Source organism: Acinetobacter sp. PC34 (genome assembly GCF_051789135.1).
Taxonomy (GTDB): Bacteria; Pseudomonadota; Gammaproteobacteria; order Pseudomonadales; family Moraxellaceae; genus Acinetobacter; species Acinetobacter johnsonii.
Genome location: NZ_CP196664.1, coordinates 1,748,793 through 1,767,249 on the forward strand (window position 1 = coordinate 1,748,793; position 18,457 = coordinate 1,767,249).

Consider the following 18,457-nt stretch of genomic DNA (forward strand, 5'->3'; position numbering starts at 1 on the left):
TCAACCTATAACATGTGAAATATATAACTTATAAAAATTAGGTCTTTAAAAGAAATATGGCGATACTAACTCATTGTCGACCGCTGATTTTGCTTAGCACCGTTTTAACACTCGCGGGATGCCAGCTCGCCCCCAATCAGGCTAAGCCTTCAGCCCCTGTAGAGGTATATGCAGAGCATTGGCTCAATGGTCAAGATGCGTCTACACAGCAAAAACAGGGACTTACGGCTTATTTGGCGTTGTATGAGGCATTTATGAGCATTGCCTCACGCTTACACTTGATACGAGAGGCCAAGCACAGTCTAGATGTCCAATACTATATTTGGGGAGATGACTTTATAGGCCATATGATGTTGCACGAACTGCTGAATGCTGCGGATCGTGGGGTGAAAGTACGTTTATTAATTGATGACCAAAACGGCACGGCACTTGATGAAACCTTCAAAAAGTTGGCCGCTCATCCCAACTTTGAAATCAAATTATTTAACCCTTACAAATACCGCCATTTACGTGTGATTGATTATGCTTTCCGCTTCAATCACATTAACCATCGTATGCATAACAAACTGATCATTGCTGATGGTGCAATTGCGGTAACTGGTGGTCGTAACATCAGCAGTGAATACTTTGATGCCAGTGAAAAATTCCAATTTACTGATTTGGACATTTTGTTTTATGGACAAGCGGTAGAACATGCTAACAGTGTATTTCTAAATTTCTGGAATGATGATCTCAGTTATACAATTCCCCAATTAGTGGGTCGTGGAACAAAAGAAGAACTGGCTCAATTAAAACAGCACTATGAAGCGGATGCCTTAGATAAAAATGTGATTGAACAGAAAATTGATTTGGCTCGGATACAAGTCGATTCAGAGCTAACTAAACATCCTGTTAACTGGGCAAAGGCTCATTTCATTGCCGATTCTCCCAATAAAATTCGCGGCGAAGCAAAGCCTGATGAAATCATTGTCAAACAAATGTTCGATTTGATGGGCAAGCCTGAAAAGCATATGGAGTTGGTCTCCGCATATTTTGTTCCAACCACAGCAGGTGCGGACTACCTTTCCAATTTGGCAAAAAATGGAACTCGAATTCGAGTCTTAACCAATTCGTTATTGGCTAATGATGTTGCCATTGTGCATGCATTTTATAAAAAATATCGCCGTGGCTTGCTCGAAAATGGTGTCAAACTGTATGAGTTTAAACCTTATATCGAACGAGAGAAATACACATGGTATGAAGTGGTAACTGGCCATGTGATTCCAGCTAAAGGTCGAAGTTCCTCACGGCTCCATGCCAAATTTTTTGATATAGATGGAAAAGTCTTTGTCGGTTCGTTTAACTTTGACCCGCGCTCAGCCCATTTAAATACAGAAGTGGGCTTAGTGGTGGAGTCAGATCAATTGCAAAATGCAATCTCACACAAGTTAGATGAATTTCTCCCGCATATTGCATATGAGTTAAAGCTTAACCCTCAAGGCGATATCATTTGGCTTGAACATCAAAAAGATGGAACTGTCATTGAATATCAAACAGAACCTGAAACCACAAAATTTCAGCGTTTTATGATGAAAGCTGTATCATACCTACCCATTGAAGGGATGATGTAATTACAGGTGGATGACATTATCCATGCTCGCTAATGTAAGATAGCTTTCTGTTTAGGCTGAGTTGTTTTGTTTTTAATCTCAGCTTAAAAATGCTTTAGCTATTACTACTCTTAATAAACGCCATTGAATATAAGACTCGAACAGAATAATTGGCTCTGATACCTAAATTCATTCAAGGGCTTGAAAGGTTTTACTCAGTACACACTTTGATTTAACATGCAGCCCTCCTTTTTTATCACTCCTTTATAAAGTTTAGTAATGCAATTTTTTGATTTAAGTCGTCAGTTTAATCTCAGCAATATTTTAACCCCCTACAAAACACTAGAAGATCTTGCCCGACAAGAATGGTTTCTAAGTAAAGTGCGTGTTGAACATGACTGCTTGGTTGACAATGACATGGTTGAAGGACAAGTCGTTTTAAAATCCAATCAAAATATCCAAATTGAACTGGAGTGGCAAATCCAAGATACAGGCCATGAACTTTTGGTTCAGTTTAAAGGGATCGAAACAGCTGCAAGTGAAGAGACTTTTGTTTTGGTGAAAGGTGCTCAATTGATCGATGAATCGCAACAACCACTTTCGGCAGGTGCACTCAGCCTTTGGATTGATGGAACCTTATTTCCTATGCTGCCGCAACTACGTAAACAGATTAAAGCGCGGCTTAATCTCTGGGACTATGTTGAGTACGAAGACTAAAGCAGACCACTATCTACGAATGGTTGGAAGATTCAGTCATGTGGATAATCCCAAAAGTTACCTAAAGTAAGCCTATTTCAGAAAATAAGTTTTGATAAGCCTCAGCTTTTTTCTCTAAAGCCAAAGGATAGGCACGAGAAGAAGATGGCATCCGATAAAGCCTCAGGTCTCGTCCAGCAAAATGTGTCTCGGACTTCATGCCAATTTGTGGTTTTAACGTACCTGTAGGCATAGACAGCATGAGCGTATCAGTAGCTTTATCGCCAGTGGTCATCACACTATGACAATCGGGCATTTGTTCAAGTAAATGTTGTATATTGGTTGGGGTAATAATGTGCAAAAACTTATCTGAAGCATTGCCTTTTTGGCGAATCACTTCATAGGCCGTATCAAAAATCGCAATGCCCCGTTCATTTAAAAATGTACGGATCTGTTGTTCTTTAAATGTCTTCTGCTCGATATTGAGAAAATAATTTTTATCTTGGAAAAAACACAGACCAAATATTTTCCACATATCATTTTGAAAGTTTGGATAGTAAAAGTCCATTTTCCAACGGGCCTTAGGCGGTGGAAAGCTGCCCAGCATCAATAATTTGGCATTAGCTGGCAGGAAAGGTTTAAGTGGATGTTTTTCAATTTCAACTGAATGTGTCATAAGCTATAAAAAATTTGTCTTTATTGTATTTTAAAAAGATTGGCGTATTTTTTCAGTCACTTGTTTACCCCAATACTGATAAATTTCTTTGCTCGGGTGAAAGCCATCCTCTGCCATATCCAAATTCAGATTTTTAAATTTCTCTAAATCGTATTCAATCCACTCCATCTGATTTTGCTGTGCGACAAATTGACCTAATTCTAAGTTCATCGCTTTAGCATATTGACCGAACAACCATGCAAGTGGGTTTGGAAGTGCAGGAAACTGATCCATCGGGGGAATACCAGATGCAATTGTTAGTTGTGGACTAAACTTATTTTTGAGTATTTGATAAAGCTGCTTCTGTTTTGCGATCCAAGCCTGCGGCGAAGTGAATTTTGTAATGTCATTTACGCCCACAGAAGTAATGATGACATCAAAATGCTGTGTCTCAAGCATTTGGATGGACCGAATGACTTGATCTGTAGTGAAGCCTGTCGTTGCTTGTAAATAAAATTGAATACTAAATTCTGATGACAGTTCTTTTAAAATTGAACCCAATAACGCATCATCTTGAACATTTACACCAACACCCGCCGCCGCTGAATCCCCCAAAATGAGCAAAGCAAGCGACTTACCCACGCCCTTTTGTCCAATGCGCTCTCCTTCGGGTTCAGCCAATCTTGGTGTATTTTTTTTGACGGCATAACCTTGAAATAGAATGACTGGAATCAAAGCCAGGGTATAAATTTTTAATCGCATATTCAGTGACTGGGTCTAAGCTAACTGAGAGATGAAAATAGTATACGTTGAATTGCACCGATACACAGACTTAAATATTTTTCAGAAATATTGCTGCAAAGTAAATAACATAACACCTATTAAATCAATAATTTATAAGACTTAATATTATTCTAACAATTTGAGTCTTTGTCTTCGGCTATTTTTCTAAGTGACAAATATAATCTACAACTTCACTTGCCATCATACTAAAGCGGCTGTTGGCAGGAACATCAAAACTTTCACCTGCATAATACAGAGTCATTTCAGTCTGTAGCCCAATTTTAACTTGGCATTGACCTGAAACAATTTCAATATGCTCCGCAACATGCGTTTCAAACGTCAGCGGTTGATCTGTAGGCAAAATAACCCCAAGGGTCTTTTGTGAACCATCTTCACATTGAATGACATGACTGATTGAGCGCCCACCAAAATGAACATTGGGCTTTTTTCTGACTGAAACAAAGTCGAATTGTGTGGACATCTTGATCACCTTTTTCTTCAATGCTACCTCGATTTTATGACCAACTCATGAATACACTCAAATGATAATCTGGAAATAGCAACATATGTTTAGAAGGCAGTGGCATAGTTAAAAATAAAAAGGCTGATTTACAGCCTTTTTATTTCAATCATTAACCCAGTTTATTGACCAATTTCAGTGGTAAAATTTTCATTGCTAAACCCAGTGGTAACCACGGCCATTTAGGAACATAGGCTTTTACAGGGGCTTTTTCAATTTCTGCGGCCAACAGTCGTGAACCTGTTTTTTCATCCACTTCAAAAGGTAGCGGTTTGGCACCCTCATTAATTTCTGTACGAATATAGCCAGGAAAAATAGTCGTGACTTTAATTGGGGTATTGAGCAGTTCTGCACGAATACCTTCAGCCAAATGTGCAACACCCGCTTTACTTGCACCATACGCTGTCAAATGTTTCGGCATACCGCGGACTGCACTCATAGACGAGATAACAACCAAATGCCCTGCATTTTGCTCACGGAAAATTTCAACTGCAGCTTCGCACTGCGCTAGAGCTGAAATAAAGTTGGTTTCAACCGTGGCTTTATTAATCGCAAAACTGCCTTTACCAATTCGACGTCCATCTCCAATTCCAGCATTTACAATCACACGGTCTAAATGACCAAACTCTTGTTTAAATGCACGAAAAACTTCAAATACTTGATCATAATTGGTCACATCTAAAACTTTAGGGATAACTTTTATTCCATACTTACTTTCCAGTTCCTGTTTTAGGCTTTCAAGGCGATCTAAGCGTCTTGCACAAATTGCCAAGTTATAGCCTTTTTGTGCAAATTCGCGTGCCATACCTGCACCAATGCCAGAACTTGCCCCTGTAATTAAAATTGTTTTAGCCATGTCTTAATCCTGTCCTTAGATCCATGTCAGTAAGTTTGAGTTTTCGGCTTTAATAAAATGATGTTCATTCAGACTTAAAAGCTGCGGTTCATTGCCCACCAGTCGTAATGTGGTCATGCTGCTGTTGGCAATAGCCCAATTAAGCGCAAAGGTTTTATTTGGACTTAAACCCAAAAGTTTGCCTGCAACCACTGAAATTACACCACCTGAAGTAAACACCACAGCATAGCGCGGTTTGCTTTGAGCCAGTTCATCACACAAATCTTGTAAAGCGACTTCAATTCGACTTTTAAACTCAGGCCATGATTCATCGTACTCATGGTGATAGTCGCCACCTGTCCATCGTTCAATTGCCCCTTCAAATATCTTGGCCAAATATGCACGTGGGTTCGACTCTTTAGCCACATCGGCTTTTAGTAAATGTGGCTCGTTAAAACGCGGTTCGTAATGAGCAAAGACTTGCTGATGATTGAACTCATTCCATGCAGAATCTGTTAAGACATCTACTTCAGGAAAGCATTCAGCCAAAGAAATACATGCCGTTTGCTGATGTCGCTGCATGGAGCCTGACACCACCACAGGCGCTTCTTTTAAGATCTGATCAAAATATTGACCCAAAATTTTGGCTTGAAGTTCACCATTGGGAGAAAGTTGATCATAACTTTCTGCACCAAAAGATGCTTGCCCGTGGCGAATGAAATAAATAGTGGTCATTTGCCTAATATTTCCTTCATTTTAATAATGTATTTTTGAGCAACTTCATTGGCTTCAATTTTCTGTAAACTAATCAATTTAAGTGCGCGAATATGGAGAGCGTGAATCAAAATCCAAAAATCTTTGAAAGCTGGGTTATTGGTCTGTTTATGGTGATAGCGATAATAAATTTGTTGGGCAATCACAGCTAAACGGAAAATGCCAAAGACTTCGTAAAAGGTCCAATTCTCGACGTCTAAACCCGTTTTTTCTAAATAATAATCGACCACTTCTTTACGTGTGAACATGCCTTTAAGATTTGTCGGTTGACGACGTGTCGCTTTAAAAAGTGCACTATCCGACTCTTCAACCCAATATGCCAAGGCCGAACCTAAGTCCATGAGTGGATCACCAAGCGTTGCCATTTCCCAATCCAAGACACCAATAATTTGTGTCGGATGATTCGGATCTAAAATAACATTATCAAAACGCCAATCGTTATGAATTACACAAGTTTTTGAGTCTTCTGGAATGTTATCCTTCAGCCACTTACGTACATATTTAAATGAAGGGACGTTAATGGTTTTGGCTTTTTCAAAACGAGCGTCCCAACCTTCCACTTGACGACGGCAGTAACCATCACCTTTACCAAGATTCTCAAGTTCTGTGCCTTGGTATGGCACTTGATGAAGTTCGATCAGTTTATCAATCACATTGATACACAACTCACGAACTTGGGCTTCTTTAAAATCTAGCTCTCTCGGTAAATTGGCACGTGGAATAATGCCTTCTACACGTTTCATCACGTAGAAGTCACAGCCAAGAACAGATTCGTCCTGACACAATGCAACCATTTCGGGAAGTACAGGATAAAAAGGGGTTAAATGCTTTTGCACATGATATTCACGTGCCATGTCATGTGCAGATTTAGCTTTGGTACCTTTGGGTGGGCGGCGTAGAATTAGATCGACATTGTCGTATTTCAATCTATACGTCCAGTTAGATGCACCGCCTGAGTATTGCGTGACTTCAACCTGCCCTTGTAGATCGACACCTTGTGCTTTGAGCCAGTTTTCTACGGCTACAGCATCCAGTTCTTCACCCGCCCGAACTGTTCCACCTACATCAATCGCTGACATTCTTTTTTCCCAAACTCTCAATCTTTTCTTTATAACTTAGAAGATCATCTATTTTTATTTCAAAACAATGAATTAAAGAGATGATCTTCTCCTCTATTATTTTTTACGACGCGTACTATAGCCACGTTTTGCCAGTTCTAATTTAGCAATCATGCCTTTATGGACTTCATCTGGCCCATCAGCCAATCGCAGTGAACGTGCTTGAGCGAAGAAACCTGTCAAAGGTGTATCACGCGACACACCTGCTCCGCCGTGAATTTGAATCGCCATATCGACCACTTTTTCAAGCACACTTGGCGCAACGACTTTAATTGCAGAGATTTCGGTTAACGCTGCCATATTCCCTAAAGTATCCATTTTATACGCAGCATACAAGGTTAATAAACGTGCTTGATCAATTGCAACACGTGCATCAGCCACGCGCTCTAGGTTTCCACCTAATTTTAAAATTTCTTTGCCAAATGCAGTACGACTCATACCACGATCGATCATCAATTCTAAAGACTTTTCCGCAGCACCAATACAGCGCATACAGTGATGAATACGACCTGGCCCTAAACGACCTTGGGCAATTTCAAAACCTTGACCTGCGCCACCAATAAAGTTAGAAATAGGTACACGAACATTACTAAAGCTAATTTCGCCGTGACCATGTGGAGCATCGTAGTCACCAAAGACTGGTAACATTCGTTCTATTTTGACACCAGCCGTTTCAACAGGCACTAAAACCATCGAGTGTTGATGGTGGCGATCTTTCGTTTCATCTGGTGTATGTGCCATAAAAATAATAATTTTGGCATTGGGGTCGCCTAAGCCTGAAGACCACCATTTACGGCCGTTTAACACAATTTCATCGCCTTCGATCACGGCTGTTGCTTGCATATTGGTCGCATCAGATGAAGCAACGGCAGGCTCTGTCATGCAGAAAACAGAGCGAATTTTTCCATCCAAAAGCTGCGTAAGCCACTCTTGCTTTTGAGCTTCAGAGCCATAACGCCACAATACCTCCATGTTGCCACTGTCAGGCGCATTACAGTTAAACACGGTCGGCGCAAGAAGACTTCGACCTGTGAGTTCTGCAATATGAGCGTACTCTTGAACCGATAGACCTTGACCCAATTCAGGACAAGGCAAAAACATATTCCATAAACCCGCAGCTTTTGCTTTGGCTTTGAGCGTTTCAAGTTGTGCGGGCCACTGCCATTTGGTCCAGTCGCCACCTTGGTTCAGTTCATGTACCTCATGCCAAAAGTCTGTTTCGATCGGCTCAATTTCGTTTTGAATAAATTGTTTGGTACGTTCTACATAATCTTGAGCACGTGCTGAAAGTTCAAACATGGCTGCTTCCTTCGATCTATTTTGATATTTTCGCTTTACATCAACATAACCTGAAAACTAATATGAACAAAATGATTTTATTTTATAGATCAGCATGAACAACATTCATAGTAAGTCACCCATTGATATGGGACTTTTTCATCGCATCGATATCAATTTATACCCACTTTTTATTGCGATTTATGAGCAAAAAAGTATTTCAAAAGCAGCTCAAATCTTGTCGATTACGCAGTCTGCTGCCAGTCATGCCTTGCAGCGTCTACGTAGCCATTTAAAGGATGATTTATTTGTTCGCTCTGGCAGCCAAATGCTTCCAACACCTTTTGCAGAACAAAATTATCTGATTATTAAAAATGCTTTAATTGCAATCCAAAGTATTTCCATGCAGCAGCAAAGCTTCGACCCGAACATGGTTCAAAGCCTAAAAATTGCGATTCATGATGAAATAGAACCGATTGTTTTCCCAAAGTTAGTCGCTCACTTTCAAAAACTTGGATTAAGTATTCAGTTTATGAGTAGTAAGCTTGACCGTAAAACAGTAGATGCTGATTTAGTTTCTCAACAAATTGATTTTGTGATTGATTTGGAACAAAACTTTGGCGATAAAATTCAATTTGAGAGCTTGGTCAAAGACCAGTTTGTGGCTTGTACTCAGCTCCAGCAAATCAATGCTGAATTGTATTTGGCTGCACCGCATATTGGTGTGTCATCAAGGCGAACTGGTGTTTTGGTTGAAGATGTTCATTTAAATCGTAAGCAACTGTCTAGGCAGGTTTTTTTGCGTTGTCAGCACTATTCCACTGCGCTACAAATTTTAGAGCAATATCCAAATGCAATTTTAACGATTCCTCAAAATATTTTGAGCCATTTGCATGTTTCCCCTCTACTCAATATTTTTGATGTTCCTGTGAAACTGCCGCAGATGAATATTGGAATTTATTGGCATAAAAATTTAACTGAAAATAAAAGACACCATTTTTTAAGGAACGAAATTTATAAAATTTTTGCTTAGGCTATTTTTTTATCTCATAAATCCGCTTAGGCTATTGCTAGATAAATTATAAATTCACGCAACTCGACTAGTTATTGGCTTTTTTACTTCGTTAAAAATTTGTTCCAGTTTACTTGTTTAATTAAACATCTATTTTCTTATGAAAAATAAACACTTGGTATCACTTAAAGCATTTTAAATAGTGTATCTGCCATACAATGTCTTTTTGATATTTTTATTTTCTATTGCTCTCCTCTATGTTTGATCACCTGTCCAATAGCTGGCTCATCGGTATTGGCTTCGTCCTTTGCCTGATACTGGTATTTACTTTTTATAAAATACAAAATGCTCTCAGCCAATTTCTCCATCCCTTTAAAAAAGGTAAAACCTATTGGTGTCGAATTACGGCTATAAGTGATGGTGATACGCTAACATGTTATCGCTTTAACTTTCGACGCTCTGAAACCAAATTACGCTTTGCCTATATTGATGCGCCTGAGTCCACTCAAAGCTATGGGCCTGAATCCAAACGCTTAATCAAAAAAATGGTTTATCGGAAAGTGGTTCGTGTTCGCATTACAGACATTGACCGTTACGGTCGTTGTGTAGGTGAAATCTACCGTTTTCGGAGAAGTATGAATGAGGAGATGGTTAAACGTGGTGCAGCATGGGTCTATGAGGACTATATTAAGGATAAAAAGCATTTAAAACATATGAATGCTTTACAAAGTCATGCGAAAAAGCACAAGAAAGGTTTGTGGCGCGGCACCCGCCCTATTCGCCCGAGTGACTACCGCAAAATGAAGAAGTAGTCGACCTGTAAAAAACTCAGCCTAAAAAAAGCCGCTCCATCGTGTAGAGCGGCTTTTTGATTAATTATTTGAAGACTTTAAAGCGTACAGCATCATCCACAAAGCCTTTTTCTTTGGCTTCCCCCTCAACCGAGCCGAAGACCAGTTGTGCACGCAGTTTCCAACTTGCAGGCACATTCCACTCAGCATGGACTTCTTCATCTACAATTGGATTGTAATGCTGTAAAGATGCACCTAACCCTAAGGTATGTAATGCAGTCCAAGTTGCAAACTGTGCTATTGCAGTTGAATGCTCTGCCCATACTGGGAAATTTTCAGCATAAGATGGAAATTGCTCTTGTAGACCCTGAATTACATCCAGATCTTCAAAAAATAAAACTGTACCTACACCTGCTGCAAAACTGGCCATTTTTGCCGTTGTTTTAGCCGCACTTTCTTCATCTTTAGCATAAGACTTCAGTTTTTCAGCCACAAAAGTCCAGAACTTTTCATGTTGCGTATTAAATAAAATCACCGCCCGAGATGACTGTGAATTGAACGATGATGGGCTTTGTTTAATGGCAGTTTGAATCAAATCAGTTAAAAATTCAGGGCTGTACTCGACCTTTTTACCAATGGCATAAATGGTACGACGCTTTGTGATTAAGTCGATGAACTGATTTGACATATTATAAAATCCTTACGGCTATAGTGTGAATGATGACGCAATGTATCAAGCAATATTAATTCCAATATTTGACCAAATAATAAAATTTAGTGCTTTAGATGCAGTTTAAATACTTTCTTATGCTCGCAAATACATAGTTTTGCTATCGATATAAAAAATCCTCCATTTGGAGGATTTTTTGAATGACTTAAAATTTAGCTTCTAAGACTTGAGTGGAAATTTTATTTTTCCATAAGTCACGAAGAACAGGTAAATAGAACTTTTCACCCAGTTCAACCAATTCTGCATCGATCAATGCATGAATCTCATGCATAAATAAATAATCAAGTTCAACTGTTTTCAACTGTTGCTGTGCTTTTGCAAAGTCTTTGCGTTTTTGTTGTGCACGTTTCACTAGAGCATCGGCAAAATCTTTATCTTTAAACTGTTTGATCGCGTTTAAGCGTAATTCAATCACGCCCCAACCACTCAACAACAGTTTGAAAAGTTCAAAGTCAGTCGTGGTTGATTCCCATGTCATTTCTTCAAGATTTTCATTTTCAGGTAGAACAGGAAGTAATAACTCCATAACACTTGGGAAAATCTTTTTGAAATTTAAAACAAATTTAACAGGATGTTCACCCGGATAATCGTTAAATTGCACGTTTTTCTGAACATCTGTCAAATAAATATCAAGCATGGTAACTCATCAGCAGTTTATCTTTAGTCGACCATTGTACCGACTTCACCCAAAGATAAAAACTGCTGATGTTCATTTGCTCTTTAGTTGAGCATCTGGACCAAGGGCTATTTTACATTTGGGGAAATCATTTGCTCTGGACGTACCACTTCATCAAACTGCTCAGCCGTGACTAAGTTCAACTCTACGGCCACCTGTTTTAACGTTTTCCCTTCTTTATAGGCTGTTTTGGCAACTTTCGCTGCATTTTCATAGCCAATCACTGGGTTTAAAGCCGTAACTAACATCAATGAGTCATGTAAGAAGTGATCAATTTTTTCACGGTTTGGTTCAATACCCACTGCACAGTGATCATTAAAACTATTACATGCGTCACCCAAAAGCTGAATCGACTGCAACAAATTAAACGCAATCACTGGCATGAATACATTCAACTCAAAATTACCCGATGCGCCCGCAACATTAATCGTGGTGTCATTGCCTAAGACTTGAGCCACCACCATGGTCATCGCTTCACTTTGAGTCGGGTTCACTTTCCCCGGCATAATACTTGAGCCTGGTTCATTTTCAGGAATACGTAACTCGCCAAAACCACAACGTGGGCCACTTGCCAACCAGCGAATGTCATTGGCAATTTTGTTCAAGCTTACCGCAAGCGTTTTTAATGCACCTGAGGCAAACACTGCTGCATCACGCCCAGCCAATGCTTCAAATTTATTTGGTGCAGTCACAAAAGGTAGCCCTGTCAACTGTGCCAGTTGCTCTGCTGATTTTTCTGCATAATCAGGATGAGCATTCAATCCTGTACCTACAGCCGTTCCACCTAAAGGCAGCTCATACAAGCCTAAAAGTACTTGTTGTAAACGCTTTAAGCCGTGATCGAGCTGAGAAACATAACCGCTAAATTCTTGGCCTAAGGTTAAGGGTGTCGCATCTTGTAAATGAGTTCGACCAATCTTAACGATGTCTGAAAATGCTTGAGACTTTGCAGCTAAAGTATCTCGAAGCTGTGTCACCGCAGGAATCAGTAATTCATTGATCTGGATACTTGCTGCAACATGAATCGCCGTTGGGAACGAGTCATTGGTCGACTGAGCACGATTTACATGATCATTCGGGTGTACAGGTTTTTGTGCGCCTAAAGGATTGCCGATTTTCTGATTGGCGATATTGGCAATCACTTCATTACAGTTCATGTTGCTTTGTGTGCCTGAACCAGTTTGCCATACCACCAAAGGAAACTGACTATCCCACTGCCCTGCAATCACTTCATCCGCAGCACCGACGATGTATTGCGCCAATTCTTGTGGAATTTGGTTGAGCTCAGCATTGGTTAATGCTGCTGCTTTTTTCACTAAGCCCATGGCACGAATCATTGGACGTGGTAGACGTTCACTGCCAATTTTAAAGTTTTGGAAACTACGCTGAGTTTGAGCACCCCAAAGTGCTTCACTCGGTACTTCAACTTCGCCCATCGTGTCATGTTCAATACGTGTTTGCATTTTAACCTCTTCCTTTTTAACTGAATTGCAAAATGATTATTTTGCGCTTGTTTTCCTTATTTTAATGATTAAGCAAAAATATGTAAATGATAATTGTTATCAGTAAATTAATTAACGGCCATCTAAATTTTGTTGGTAGAAACGCCATCCATCTTCAAGGGTCTGTTCTAAACTGCGCTTCGCTTCCCAGTGTAAAATGTTTTTCGCTTTACTACACTCGGCTGCGACCTGATCTAATTCCACGATGTGCGAATCCTTCACATCGACTGTAGCAATATCACTTTGCGTCACGCTTTCAACTTTTTCAATCAACTGCTGTATCGACACACTTTGACCTGCAATATTAAAGGCTTCACAAGCAAACTGTTGGGTGCTTAACCATTGTAACGAAGCCGCAATCGCATCACAGGCATCGAGGATATGTAAAAAACTACGCTCTACGGTATGGTCTGTGGTTTGTGCACTTTTTCTAAGTTCAATATGATCACGCTGTTTTGCAGCGACTTGCATCAACAGTGGAATAATATTTTTCGGTAAAGGCGGGAATAGTTCTCCGAGCATCGCATTTTCAAATGCACCAGCGACATTGCCCATTCTTAAAATTGCAATTTTCCATTCATTATCCGTTTTTGCTGTATCTCGAATAATTTCTTCGACCATTTGCTGCGACTTGATATACGGGTTTGGATAGCCGAAATTCAGCTCCAAATCTTCTTCTAGATGTAGGCTGGATTCACCATAGACCGCAAGACTGGAAAGATGAACCAAAGTTCGGACACCTGTGCGCTGCATGGCACGCAGTAAACTCATGATACAACTGACATTGTCATTATAGTATTCCAAAGGCTTCAATACAGATTCTTCAAGCGATTTAAAACTTGCTGCATGCACCACCGCATCGATGGAATACTGCTCAAAAACTTTGTTTAAAGCAGGCGTATTTCGTATATCAATTTTGACAAAAGGCACGTACATGCCACTAATAAATTCTAATCGTTCAAGAGTTTGCAAGTTCGCATTGGATAAATTGTCTACAATAATGACCTCTTGCCCATGCGCCATAAAGCTCAAAGCAATATGAGAGCCTATAAAGCCTAAACCACCAGTCACTAAAATCATTGTATACTACCTTTTTATTATGAAGTCCGAATGTACCAAGCAAGATTTGGACATTCCTCTAGTGAAGTTTGATGAGTACTTTATTACTAATTACCTCCGCACCGAGTTCAATTCATGCATGGCATGCTCTAGGTTTAGCGCAAGCACTGCATGGGAAAAATGAACCCTTTCGAGTGTTTTTCTACCAAGATGCTGTTCAAGTTGCCAATGCCCTGCAATGGGTACCTGACGACCAACGGAATCTATGTTCTGAGTGGCAAAAACTCGCAATTCGCCTACCCGTTTGTGTAAGTGCAGCTTTGGCCCGAGGAATTACCGATGCCGAAAATGCACAGCGTCATCAGTTAGCACAGCATAATCTTGCTACAGGTTTTGACTTGGTAGGCCTAGGGGAACTGGCCGATGCCGTTCAATCTGCAGAGCGCTTAATTCAATTCTAAGTGCTAAGTTTTCAAGAATTTGTTGCTTTTAAAAGGTATATTGTGTGAAATCTGTACTGGTTATTTTAACTCAAGCCAATTTGAACTCTTTGCAAGTGCATGAAAGCCTGTCTGCAACCATGGTTCTTGCAACTTTTGGCTGTGAAGTCAAAGTCTTATTACAAGATGCTGCACTCAGCTTATTAAACAATGCTCAATCATTTGAACCCTTAAAACATGCTTTTAAACTGGCTTCAAACATGGTTGATAGCTTTGAGTTTTATGACTTAAGCCCAATTTGGATTGAAACCAAGAATCAAGCTTCTGCTTTTGTTCAACAAACCGAGCAAGAAATAGAATGTGTTGAACTCAATGCCAATTTAATACAGCAGTTTGACCATGTATTGTATTGGTAAGGAAACAATTATGAGCAAAACACTTTATCTCGTGCAGTCTCCATTTTCCGCGACGGAACAAGTGCTGAGTAAATTACAAAACCTCTATCAATCAGGGGATGATGTGGTTTTAATGGGTGATGCAGCCCTGTATATACAACATACTTTTATTCAGCAGCTAGCTTGTGTATTTGTGCTTGAACAGGATGCTGAAAATATTGCTGCTATCCATTCGAGTAACCTAGAAACCATCAGCTATGTTCGGTTTGCTGAGCTATGCTTAAGCCATAGTCGTTGTATCAATTTAAAATAATTTTGAGTGTTTAGATGAATTTAGAATTAGACCAAGATGGTCATTTGGTTGATTACACCATTTGGAATCAAGAGGTTGCAAAAGAGCTAGCAAAATCTTTAGAGCTTGAATTGACTGATTGGCACTTTGAAATCCTCATGGCAGTGCGTCAGTTTTACCAACAGTTTGGACACTCACCTGCAACACGTCCGCTGATTAAGTTTTTAATGAAAACAGTCAGTGCAGACATCAATAATGCCATACTGCAAGAAAAGTTTAATACTGGGCTTGTAGCGCGCCATCTGAGTCGTTTGGCAGGCGTGCCAAAACCTGCAAACTGTTTATAAACTTAAGCTTGTTTAACGTCTGATTGAGCAGCTAAAGCATCGACATAAACCTGTGTCGGTATCGCTTTGATGTCTTTGGAATGTATGGCATCACCACATTCGTTACAAACCAAATATGGCTGAATGCTATGCCCGCAGGTTTTATGGATAAATTGCACGGGACGACCTAAGCCCTCGTCCATCCATTGATCGGCCCATGTTGCCATGGACATCAGCACAGGGTATAAAGCCAAACCTTTTTCAGTCAAACAATATTCAAAGCGCTCTTGACGATCTGTATAGGGTCTTTTCTCCAAAATATCATGTTCAACCAAACGCTTTAAACGCTCAGAAAGCACATGACGAGTGACACCCAAATTTTGTTGAAAACTTTCAAAACGGCGTGCACCCAAGAATGCATTTCGTAAAATCAACATCGTCCACCGATCGCCAATCACCGACAGCGTTCGTGCAATTGAACACGGTTGTTCTCCGATCTCATCCCATTTCATTGTAAAAAACCAAGTCTCTCTTAGGTCTAACGTTAAAAGATTTAAGACCATAAGAAAAGCCCTTTTTACCCAGCTTTTCTTATGTTGTTTTCACATTTTAGTCGGCTCAAAGACATCTGAACGTCATGAAGACTTAAGCACAGCTCATTTCAGCCTTTTGAGGTTGGTCATGGATCATAAAGTCTTCCATTCCCAGCTCACCTTTTTGATATTCATTGAGACGTTTTTGAATGACATAATACAGCGCCTTTTTGTGTGCTTTTGACAGGTTCATCTGTTGAAGTTGCTGCTTCAGATGCCCTAACAATACATCCACAGGCTGGCTCTCTTCTTCCATCAAATACAGATAGCCAAAAATCGCACCACTTAATAGCGCTTCAAAAGAAAATCCGTTTGAAACATTGTACGCGACCGATGAAAATACACGTTCAAATGCACTCAACTTACGCAGTGGATCACGCCCAACCCGACTACATGGGTCTTTATAGGCATACTGGCAAGATTGATCAAAACTTCGGGCTAAACGCGTTAAATCATTTTTGCGTTTTGGCAGATAGTGCGCCAGACCTTGCGTCACTTCTGCAAGCAGTTTTTCAACATAATACTGCACTCGCGGATCGCCCATCGCTACACCAATGGTCTGATGCCCGAGTAGGCTGGCATACCACGCAGTCATGGCATGTACGCCATTCCATAAGCGGTTTTTAATAAGTTGAATATCTGAAATTTGATCTACCAAGATCATTTGACGCATTTTACTGAGTAAGGGACTTTTGTTTTCCACATAGATTGGCATATCCATTTCAGCATTGAAAAGAATTAAATCCATATGCTGTAAAATATGACTCGGTTGGAAATTTTGTCTTAAATCTTCTACATATTCACTGGCACGGCGTTCTTGATCTACGCTGAGTTTACTGACATCTTCAACTTCAATTTGATTACTCTCGTCATCAAGTTGATATTGCTTAAAAATATTGTATTTAATGCACAGTTGACGATATAGATTTTTATCGCTCAGCTTAGATACCATACGGTTCACAACCGTATCGCAGAAATAGTGCTGCTCTAAAATAAAATCAGCAACAGCATGGTCTGTTAATTCTACCAAGGCTTTACGTACCTGCTCTAGAACCAACTGCTTGGCACCAATTTTATTTAAGATAATTAACAGCGTCAGTGGAGTTTGAACTTGCTCATCTTGCGCCAGATAGCGTGCATAGAGGCCCTGTGCAATGGTTGCAGCTTCACTGGCTAATGCATTTTCAGCTAAACAAATCGCAATTAAACTCGACTCGACGTACATGGCATGCATCTGCTGTAAGTCTTCAGCATCAATAATATGCATATTTTCAATACGCTCATCATAAGACACTTGCCCATAACGTATGCAATATGCGCCAAAAGCATTTACGGCTGAACGGTATAAACTGTTACGTGTAGACGCATAGATTTTTTTAGGACGCGTATAGCCATCCCAATGCGACAGGATTTGTGCAATATAGCCTCCGCCAATGGCACCAAACCCATGAATCCCCACAGTTAGTTGATTTAAAGTTTGAGGAAAGCTTTCTTGTAAATTAGGCATTTCCAGATGTGAGCTGTAGATATCTAATTCTGTTAGATAGTCATACATATTTTCAAAATAATAATTGGCATGTGCCAACATGCTTGCATTGGGTTCTTTAATATCTTTAAACAGTACACAGATGCCCCCAGCATCATGTGCCGAGCGGATACCATTTTCAGAGTCTTCAAACATGAAACACTGCGCAGGTTCGAGGTTCAGTTTTTGCGCTGCACTTAAAAAAATTTCAGGATGTGGTTTCCCCTTTTCAACCTCATCACCACAGACCAAAACATCAAAAAACTTATAAACATTGGCATTGATTAAATACTCTTCAGCAATCGCTCTTCGGCTAGAAGTCGCCACGGCCATACGTAATCCTGCTTTACGTAAGCGTTCTAGAACTTGTACCAAACCTTTTTTAATCGGCACACCATATTGGCGCACTGTTTCTAATTCTAATTCATCTGCTCGCTTACGAATCTCTGCATAGGGAACTTCCTGTCCATATTGCTTTTGCGCCAAGGCTTCCGCACTTCGAGCGCTTAAGCCTAAACATGCCATAAGGTAGGCATCTGAAAACTCGACCCCAATTAGCTCTTTGGATGCCTGTTTCAAGGTTTGAAACCGTAAACGTTCGGTATCAAACATTGTTCCATCCATGTCAAAAAGCGCACCGTGCACAATATCATTCTTAAATTTAAACATTTAGCCTCCGTTTTTATGTTTGCACTTAGACTATACAAAAATCGGGCACAGAGACTTTGATCTGATTTTATGAAACATTTTTGTTTAATTATTGATCAATAAATTGGCATTTAGGCATTTTTTTGTAAGCATAAGGTAATCTTAGGTAATCAGAACGTAATCAAAGTGATCATTTTTTAATAAAGCGTGTTTGAAGATG

21 protein-coding genes are annotated in these 18,457 nt (G+C 39.9%); 8 read left to right on the forward strand and 13 right to left on the reverse strand.

What is annotated here, in order from left to right; genetic code table 11:
- Positions 1–56 precede the first annotated feature (56 nt).
- Both ACSC9N_RS08440 and ACSC9N_RS08445 read left to right on the forward strand, forming a co-directional pair.
- Positions 57–1,610: a phospholipase D family protein gene (locus ACSC9N_RS08440; RefSeq protein ID WP_058951999.1), complete on the forward strand. Its 1,554-nt coding sequence runs from the start codon at positions 57–59 to the stop codon at positions 1,608–1,610.
- A 258-nt stretch (positions 1,611–1,868) separates the two neighbouring features.
- The gene (locus ACSC9N_RS08445) at positions 1,869–2,306 is read left to right on the forward strand and encodes a hypothetical protein (protein ID WP_010326636.1); all 438 of its coding nucleotides are present in this window, start codon (positions 1,869–1,871) and stop codon (positions 2,304–2,306) included.
- A 61-nt stretch (positions 2,307–2,367) separates the two neighbouring features.
- On the opposite strand, the gene ACSC9N_RS08450 is transcribed toward ACSC9N_RS08445, so the two are convergent.
- The 7 genes from ACSC9N_RS08450 to ACSC9N_RS08480 form a co-directional block, all read right to left on the reverse strand.
- Positions 2,368–2,961, reverse strand: a complete 594-nt coding sequence (locus ACSC9N_RS08450; RefSeq protein WP_010326635.1) for a uracil-DNA glycosylase family protein — start codon at positions 2,959–2,961, stop codon at positions 2,368–2,370.
- 30 nt (positions 2,962–2,991) lie between these two features.
- Complete coding sequence (locus ACSC9N_RS08455) at positions 2,992–3,702, reverse strand: SGNH/GDSL hydrolase family protein (RefSeq protein WP_010326634.1); 711 nt, start codon at positions 3,700–3,702, stop codon at positions 2,992–2,994.
- 178 nt (positions 3,703–3,880) lie between these two features.
- The gene (locus ACSC9N_RS08460; protein WP_010326633.1) at positions 3,881–4,204 is read right to left on the reverse strand and encodes a pyrimidine/purine nucleoside phosphorylase; all 324 of its coding nucleotides are present in this window, start codon (positions 4,202–4,204) and stop codon (positions 3,881–3,883) included.
- 151 nt (positions 4,205–4,355) lie between these two features.
- On the reverse strand, positions 4,356–5,099 hold the full coding sequence (locus ACSC9N_RS08465; RefSeq protein ID WP_005399526.1) for an SDR family oxidoreductase: 744 nt from the start codon (positions 5,097–5,099) through the stop codon (positions 4,356–4,358).
- Positions 5,100–5,114: 15 nt separating this feature from the next.
- Positions 5,115–5,813 carry a histidine phosphatase family protein gene (locus tag ACSC9N_RS08470; protein ID WP_010326632.1) on the reverse strand — a complete coding sequence of 233 codons (699 nt, stop codon included), beginning with the start codon at positions 5,811–5,813 and terminating at the stop codon, positions 5,115–5,117.
- The gene (locus tag ACSC9N_RS08475) at positions 5,810–6,931 is read right to left on the reverse strand and encodes a phosphotransferase family protein (RefSeq protein ID WP_439036021.1); all 1,122 of its coding nucleotides are present in this window, start codon (positions 6,929–6,931) and stop codon (positions 5,810–5,812) included. The genes ACSC9N_RS08470 and ACSC9N_RS08475 overlap by 4 nt, the downstream gene beginning before the upstream one ends.
- A 96-nt stretch (positions 6,932–7,027) precedes the next feature.
- Positions 7,028–8,269: an acyl-CoA dehydrogenase family protein gene (locus ACSC9N_RS08480; protein ID WP_010326630.1), complete on the reverse strand. Its 1,242-nt coding sequence runs from the start codon at positions 8,267–8,269 to the stop codon at positions 7,028–7,030.
- A gap of 94 nt (positions 8,270–8,363) precedes the next feature.
- Here ACSC9N_RS08480 and ACSC9N_RS08485 point away from each other — a divergent pair, with 94 nt between their 5' ends.
- Positions 8,364–9,281 (forward strand): LysR family transcriptional regulator, encoded by a 918-nt coding sequence (locus ACSC9N_RS08485; protein WP_010326629.1) that lies wholly within the window; start codon positions 8,364–8,366, stop codon positions 9,279–9,281.
- Between the two features lie 236 nt (positions 9,282–9,517).
- A complete protein-coding gene (locus ACSC9N_RS08490; RefSeq protein WP_004979847.1) occupies positions 9,518–10,072 on the forward strand; it encodes a thermonuclease family protein in 555 nt (184 codons plus the stop codon).
- Positions 10,073–10,136: 64 nt separating this feature from the next.
- Here ACSC9N_RS08490 and ACSC9N_RS08495 read toward each other — a convergent pair whose 3' ends face one another.
- The 4 genes from ACSC9N_RS08495 to ACSC9N_RS08510 form a co-directional block, all read right to left on the reverse strand.
- The gene (locus ACSC9N_RS08495; protein ID WP_010326628.1) at positions 10,137–10,739 is read right to left on the reverse strand and encodes a nitroreductase family protein; all 603 of its coding nucleotides are present in this window, start codon (positions 10,737–10,739) and stop codon (positions 10,137–10,139) included.
- Between the two features lie 187 nt (positions 10,740–10,926).
- Positions 10,927–11,418, reverse strand: coding sequence for a hypothetical protein (locus tag ACSC9N_RS08500; protein WP_010326627.1), 492 nt, complete (start codon positions 11,416–11,418; stop codon positions 10,927–10,929).
- A 107-nt stretch (positions 11,419–11,525) separates the two neighbouring features.
- Complete coding sequence (fumC, locus tag ACSC9N_RS08505) at positions 11,526–12,920, reverse strand: class II fumarate hydratase (protein ID WP_439036022.1); 1,395 nt, start codon at positions 12,918–12,920, stop codon at positions 11,526–11,528.
- A 111-nt stretch (positions 12,921–13,031) separates the two neighbouring features.
- Complete coding sequence (locus ACSC9N_RS08510) at positions 13,032–14,039, reverse strand: NAD-dependent epimerase/dehydratase family protein (protein ID WP_010326625.1); 1,008 nt, start codon at positions 14,037–14,039, stop codon at positions 13,032–13,034.
- Positions 14,040–14,110: 71 nt separating this feature from the next.
- Between ACSC9N_RS08510 and tusD the strand changes: the two genes are divergently transcribed.
- From tusD to ACSC9N_RS08530, 4 genes are read left to right on the forward strand one after another with little or no spacing between them, the layout of a single operon-like run.
- The gene (gene tusD / locus ACSC9N_RS08515; RefSeq protein WP_010326624.1) at positions 14,111–14,479 is read left to right on the forward strand and encodes a sulfurtransferase complex subunit TusD; all 369 of its coding nucleotides are present in this window, start codon (positions 14,111–14,113) and stop codon (positions 14,477–14,479) included.
- 44 nt (positions 14,480–14,523) lie between these two features.
- Positions 14,524–14,874, forward strand: coding sequence for a hypothetical protein (locus tag ACSC9N_RS08520; RefSeq protein ID WP_010326623.1), 351 nt, complete (start codon positions 14,524–14,526; stop codon positions 14,872–14,874).
- A gap of 10 nt (positions 14,875–14,884) precedes the next feature.
- On the forward strand, positions 14,885–15,166 hold the full coding sequence (locus ACSC9N_RS08525) for a DsrH/TusB family sulfur metabolism protein (RefSeq protein ID WP_010326622.1): 282 nt from the start codon (positions 14,885–14,887) through the stop codon (positions 15,164–15,166).
- A 14-nt stretch (positions 15,167–15,180) separates the two neighbouring features.
- Positions 15,181–15,492, forward strand: coding sequence for a TusE/DsrC/DsvC family sulfur relay protein (locus tag ACSC9N_RS08530; RefSeq protein ID WP_004979945.1), 312 nt, complete (start codon positions 15,181–15,183; stop codon positions 15,490–15,492).
- A gap of 2 nt (positions 15,493–15,494) precedes the next feature.
- Here the strand turns inward: ACSC9N_RS08530 and ACSC9N_RS08535 are convergent, their stop codons facing one another.
- Positions 15,495–15,983, reverse strand: coding sequence for a winged helix-turn-helix transcriptional regulator (locus ACSC9N_RS08535; protein ID WP_010326621.1), 489 nt, complete (start codon positions 15,981–15,983; stop codon positions 15,495–15,497).
- Between the two features lie 133 nt (positions 15,984–16,116).
- Positions 16,117–18,258: a bifunctional mannitol-1-phosphate dehydrogenase/phosphatase gene (gene mtlD, locus ACSC9N_RS08540; RefSeq protein ID WP_010326620.1), complete on the reverse strand. Its 2,142-nt coding sequence runs from the start codon at positions 18,256–18,258 to the stop codon at positions 16,117–16,119.
- Positions 18,259–18,457: the final 199 nt, after the last annotated feature.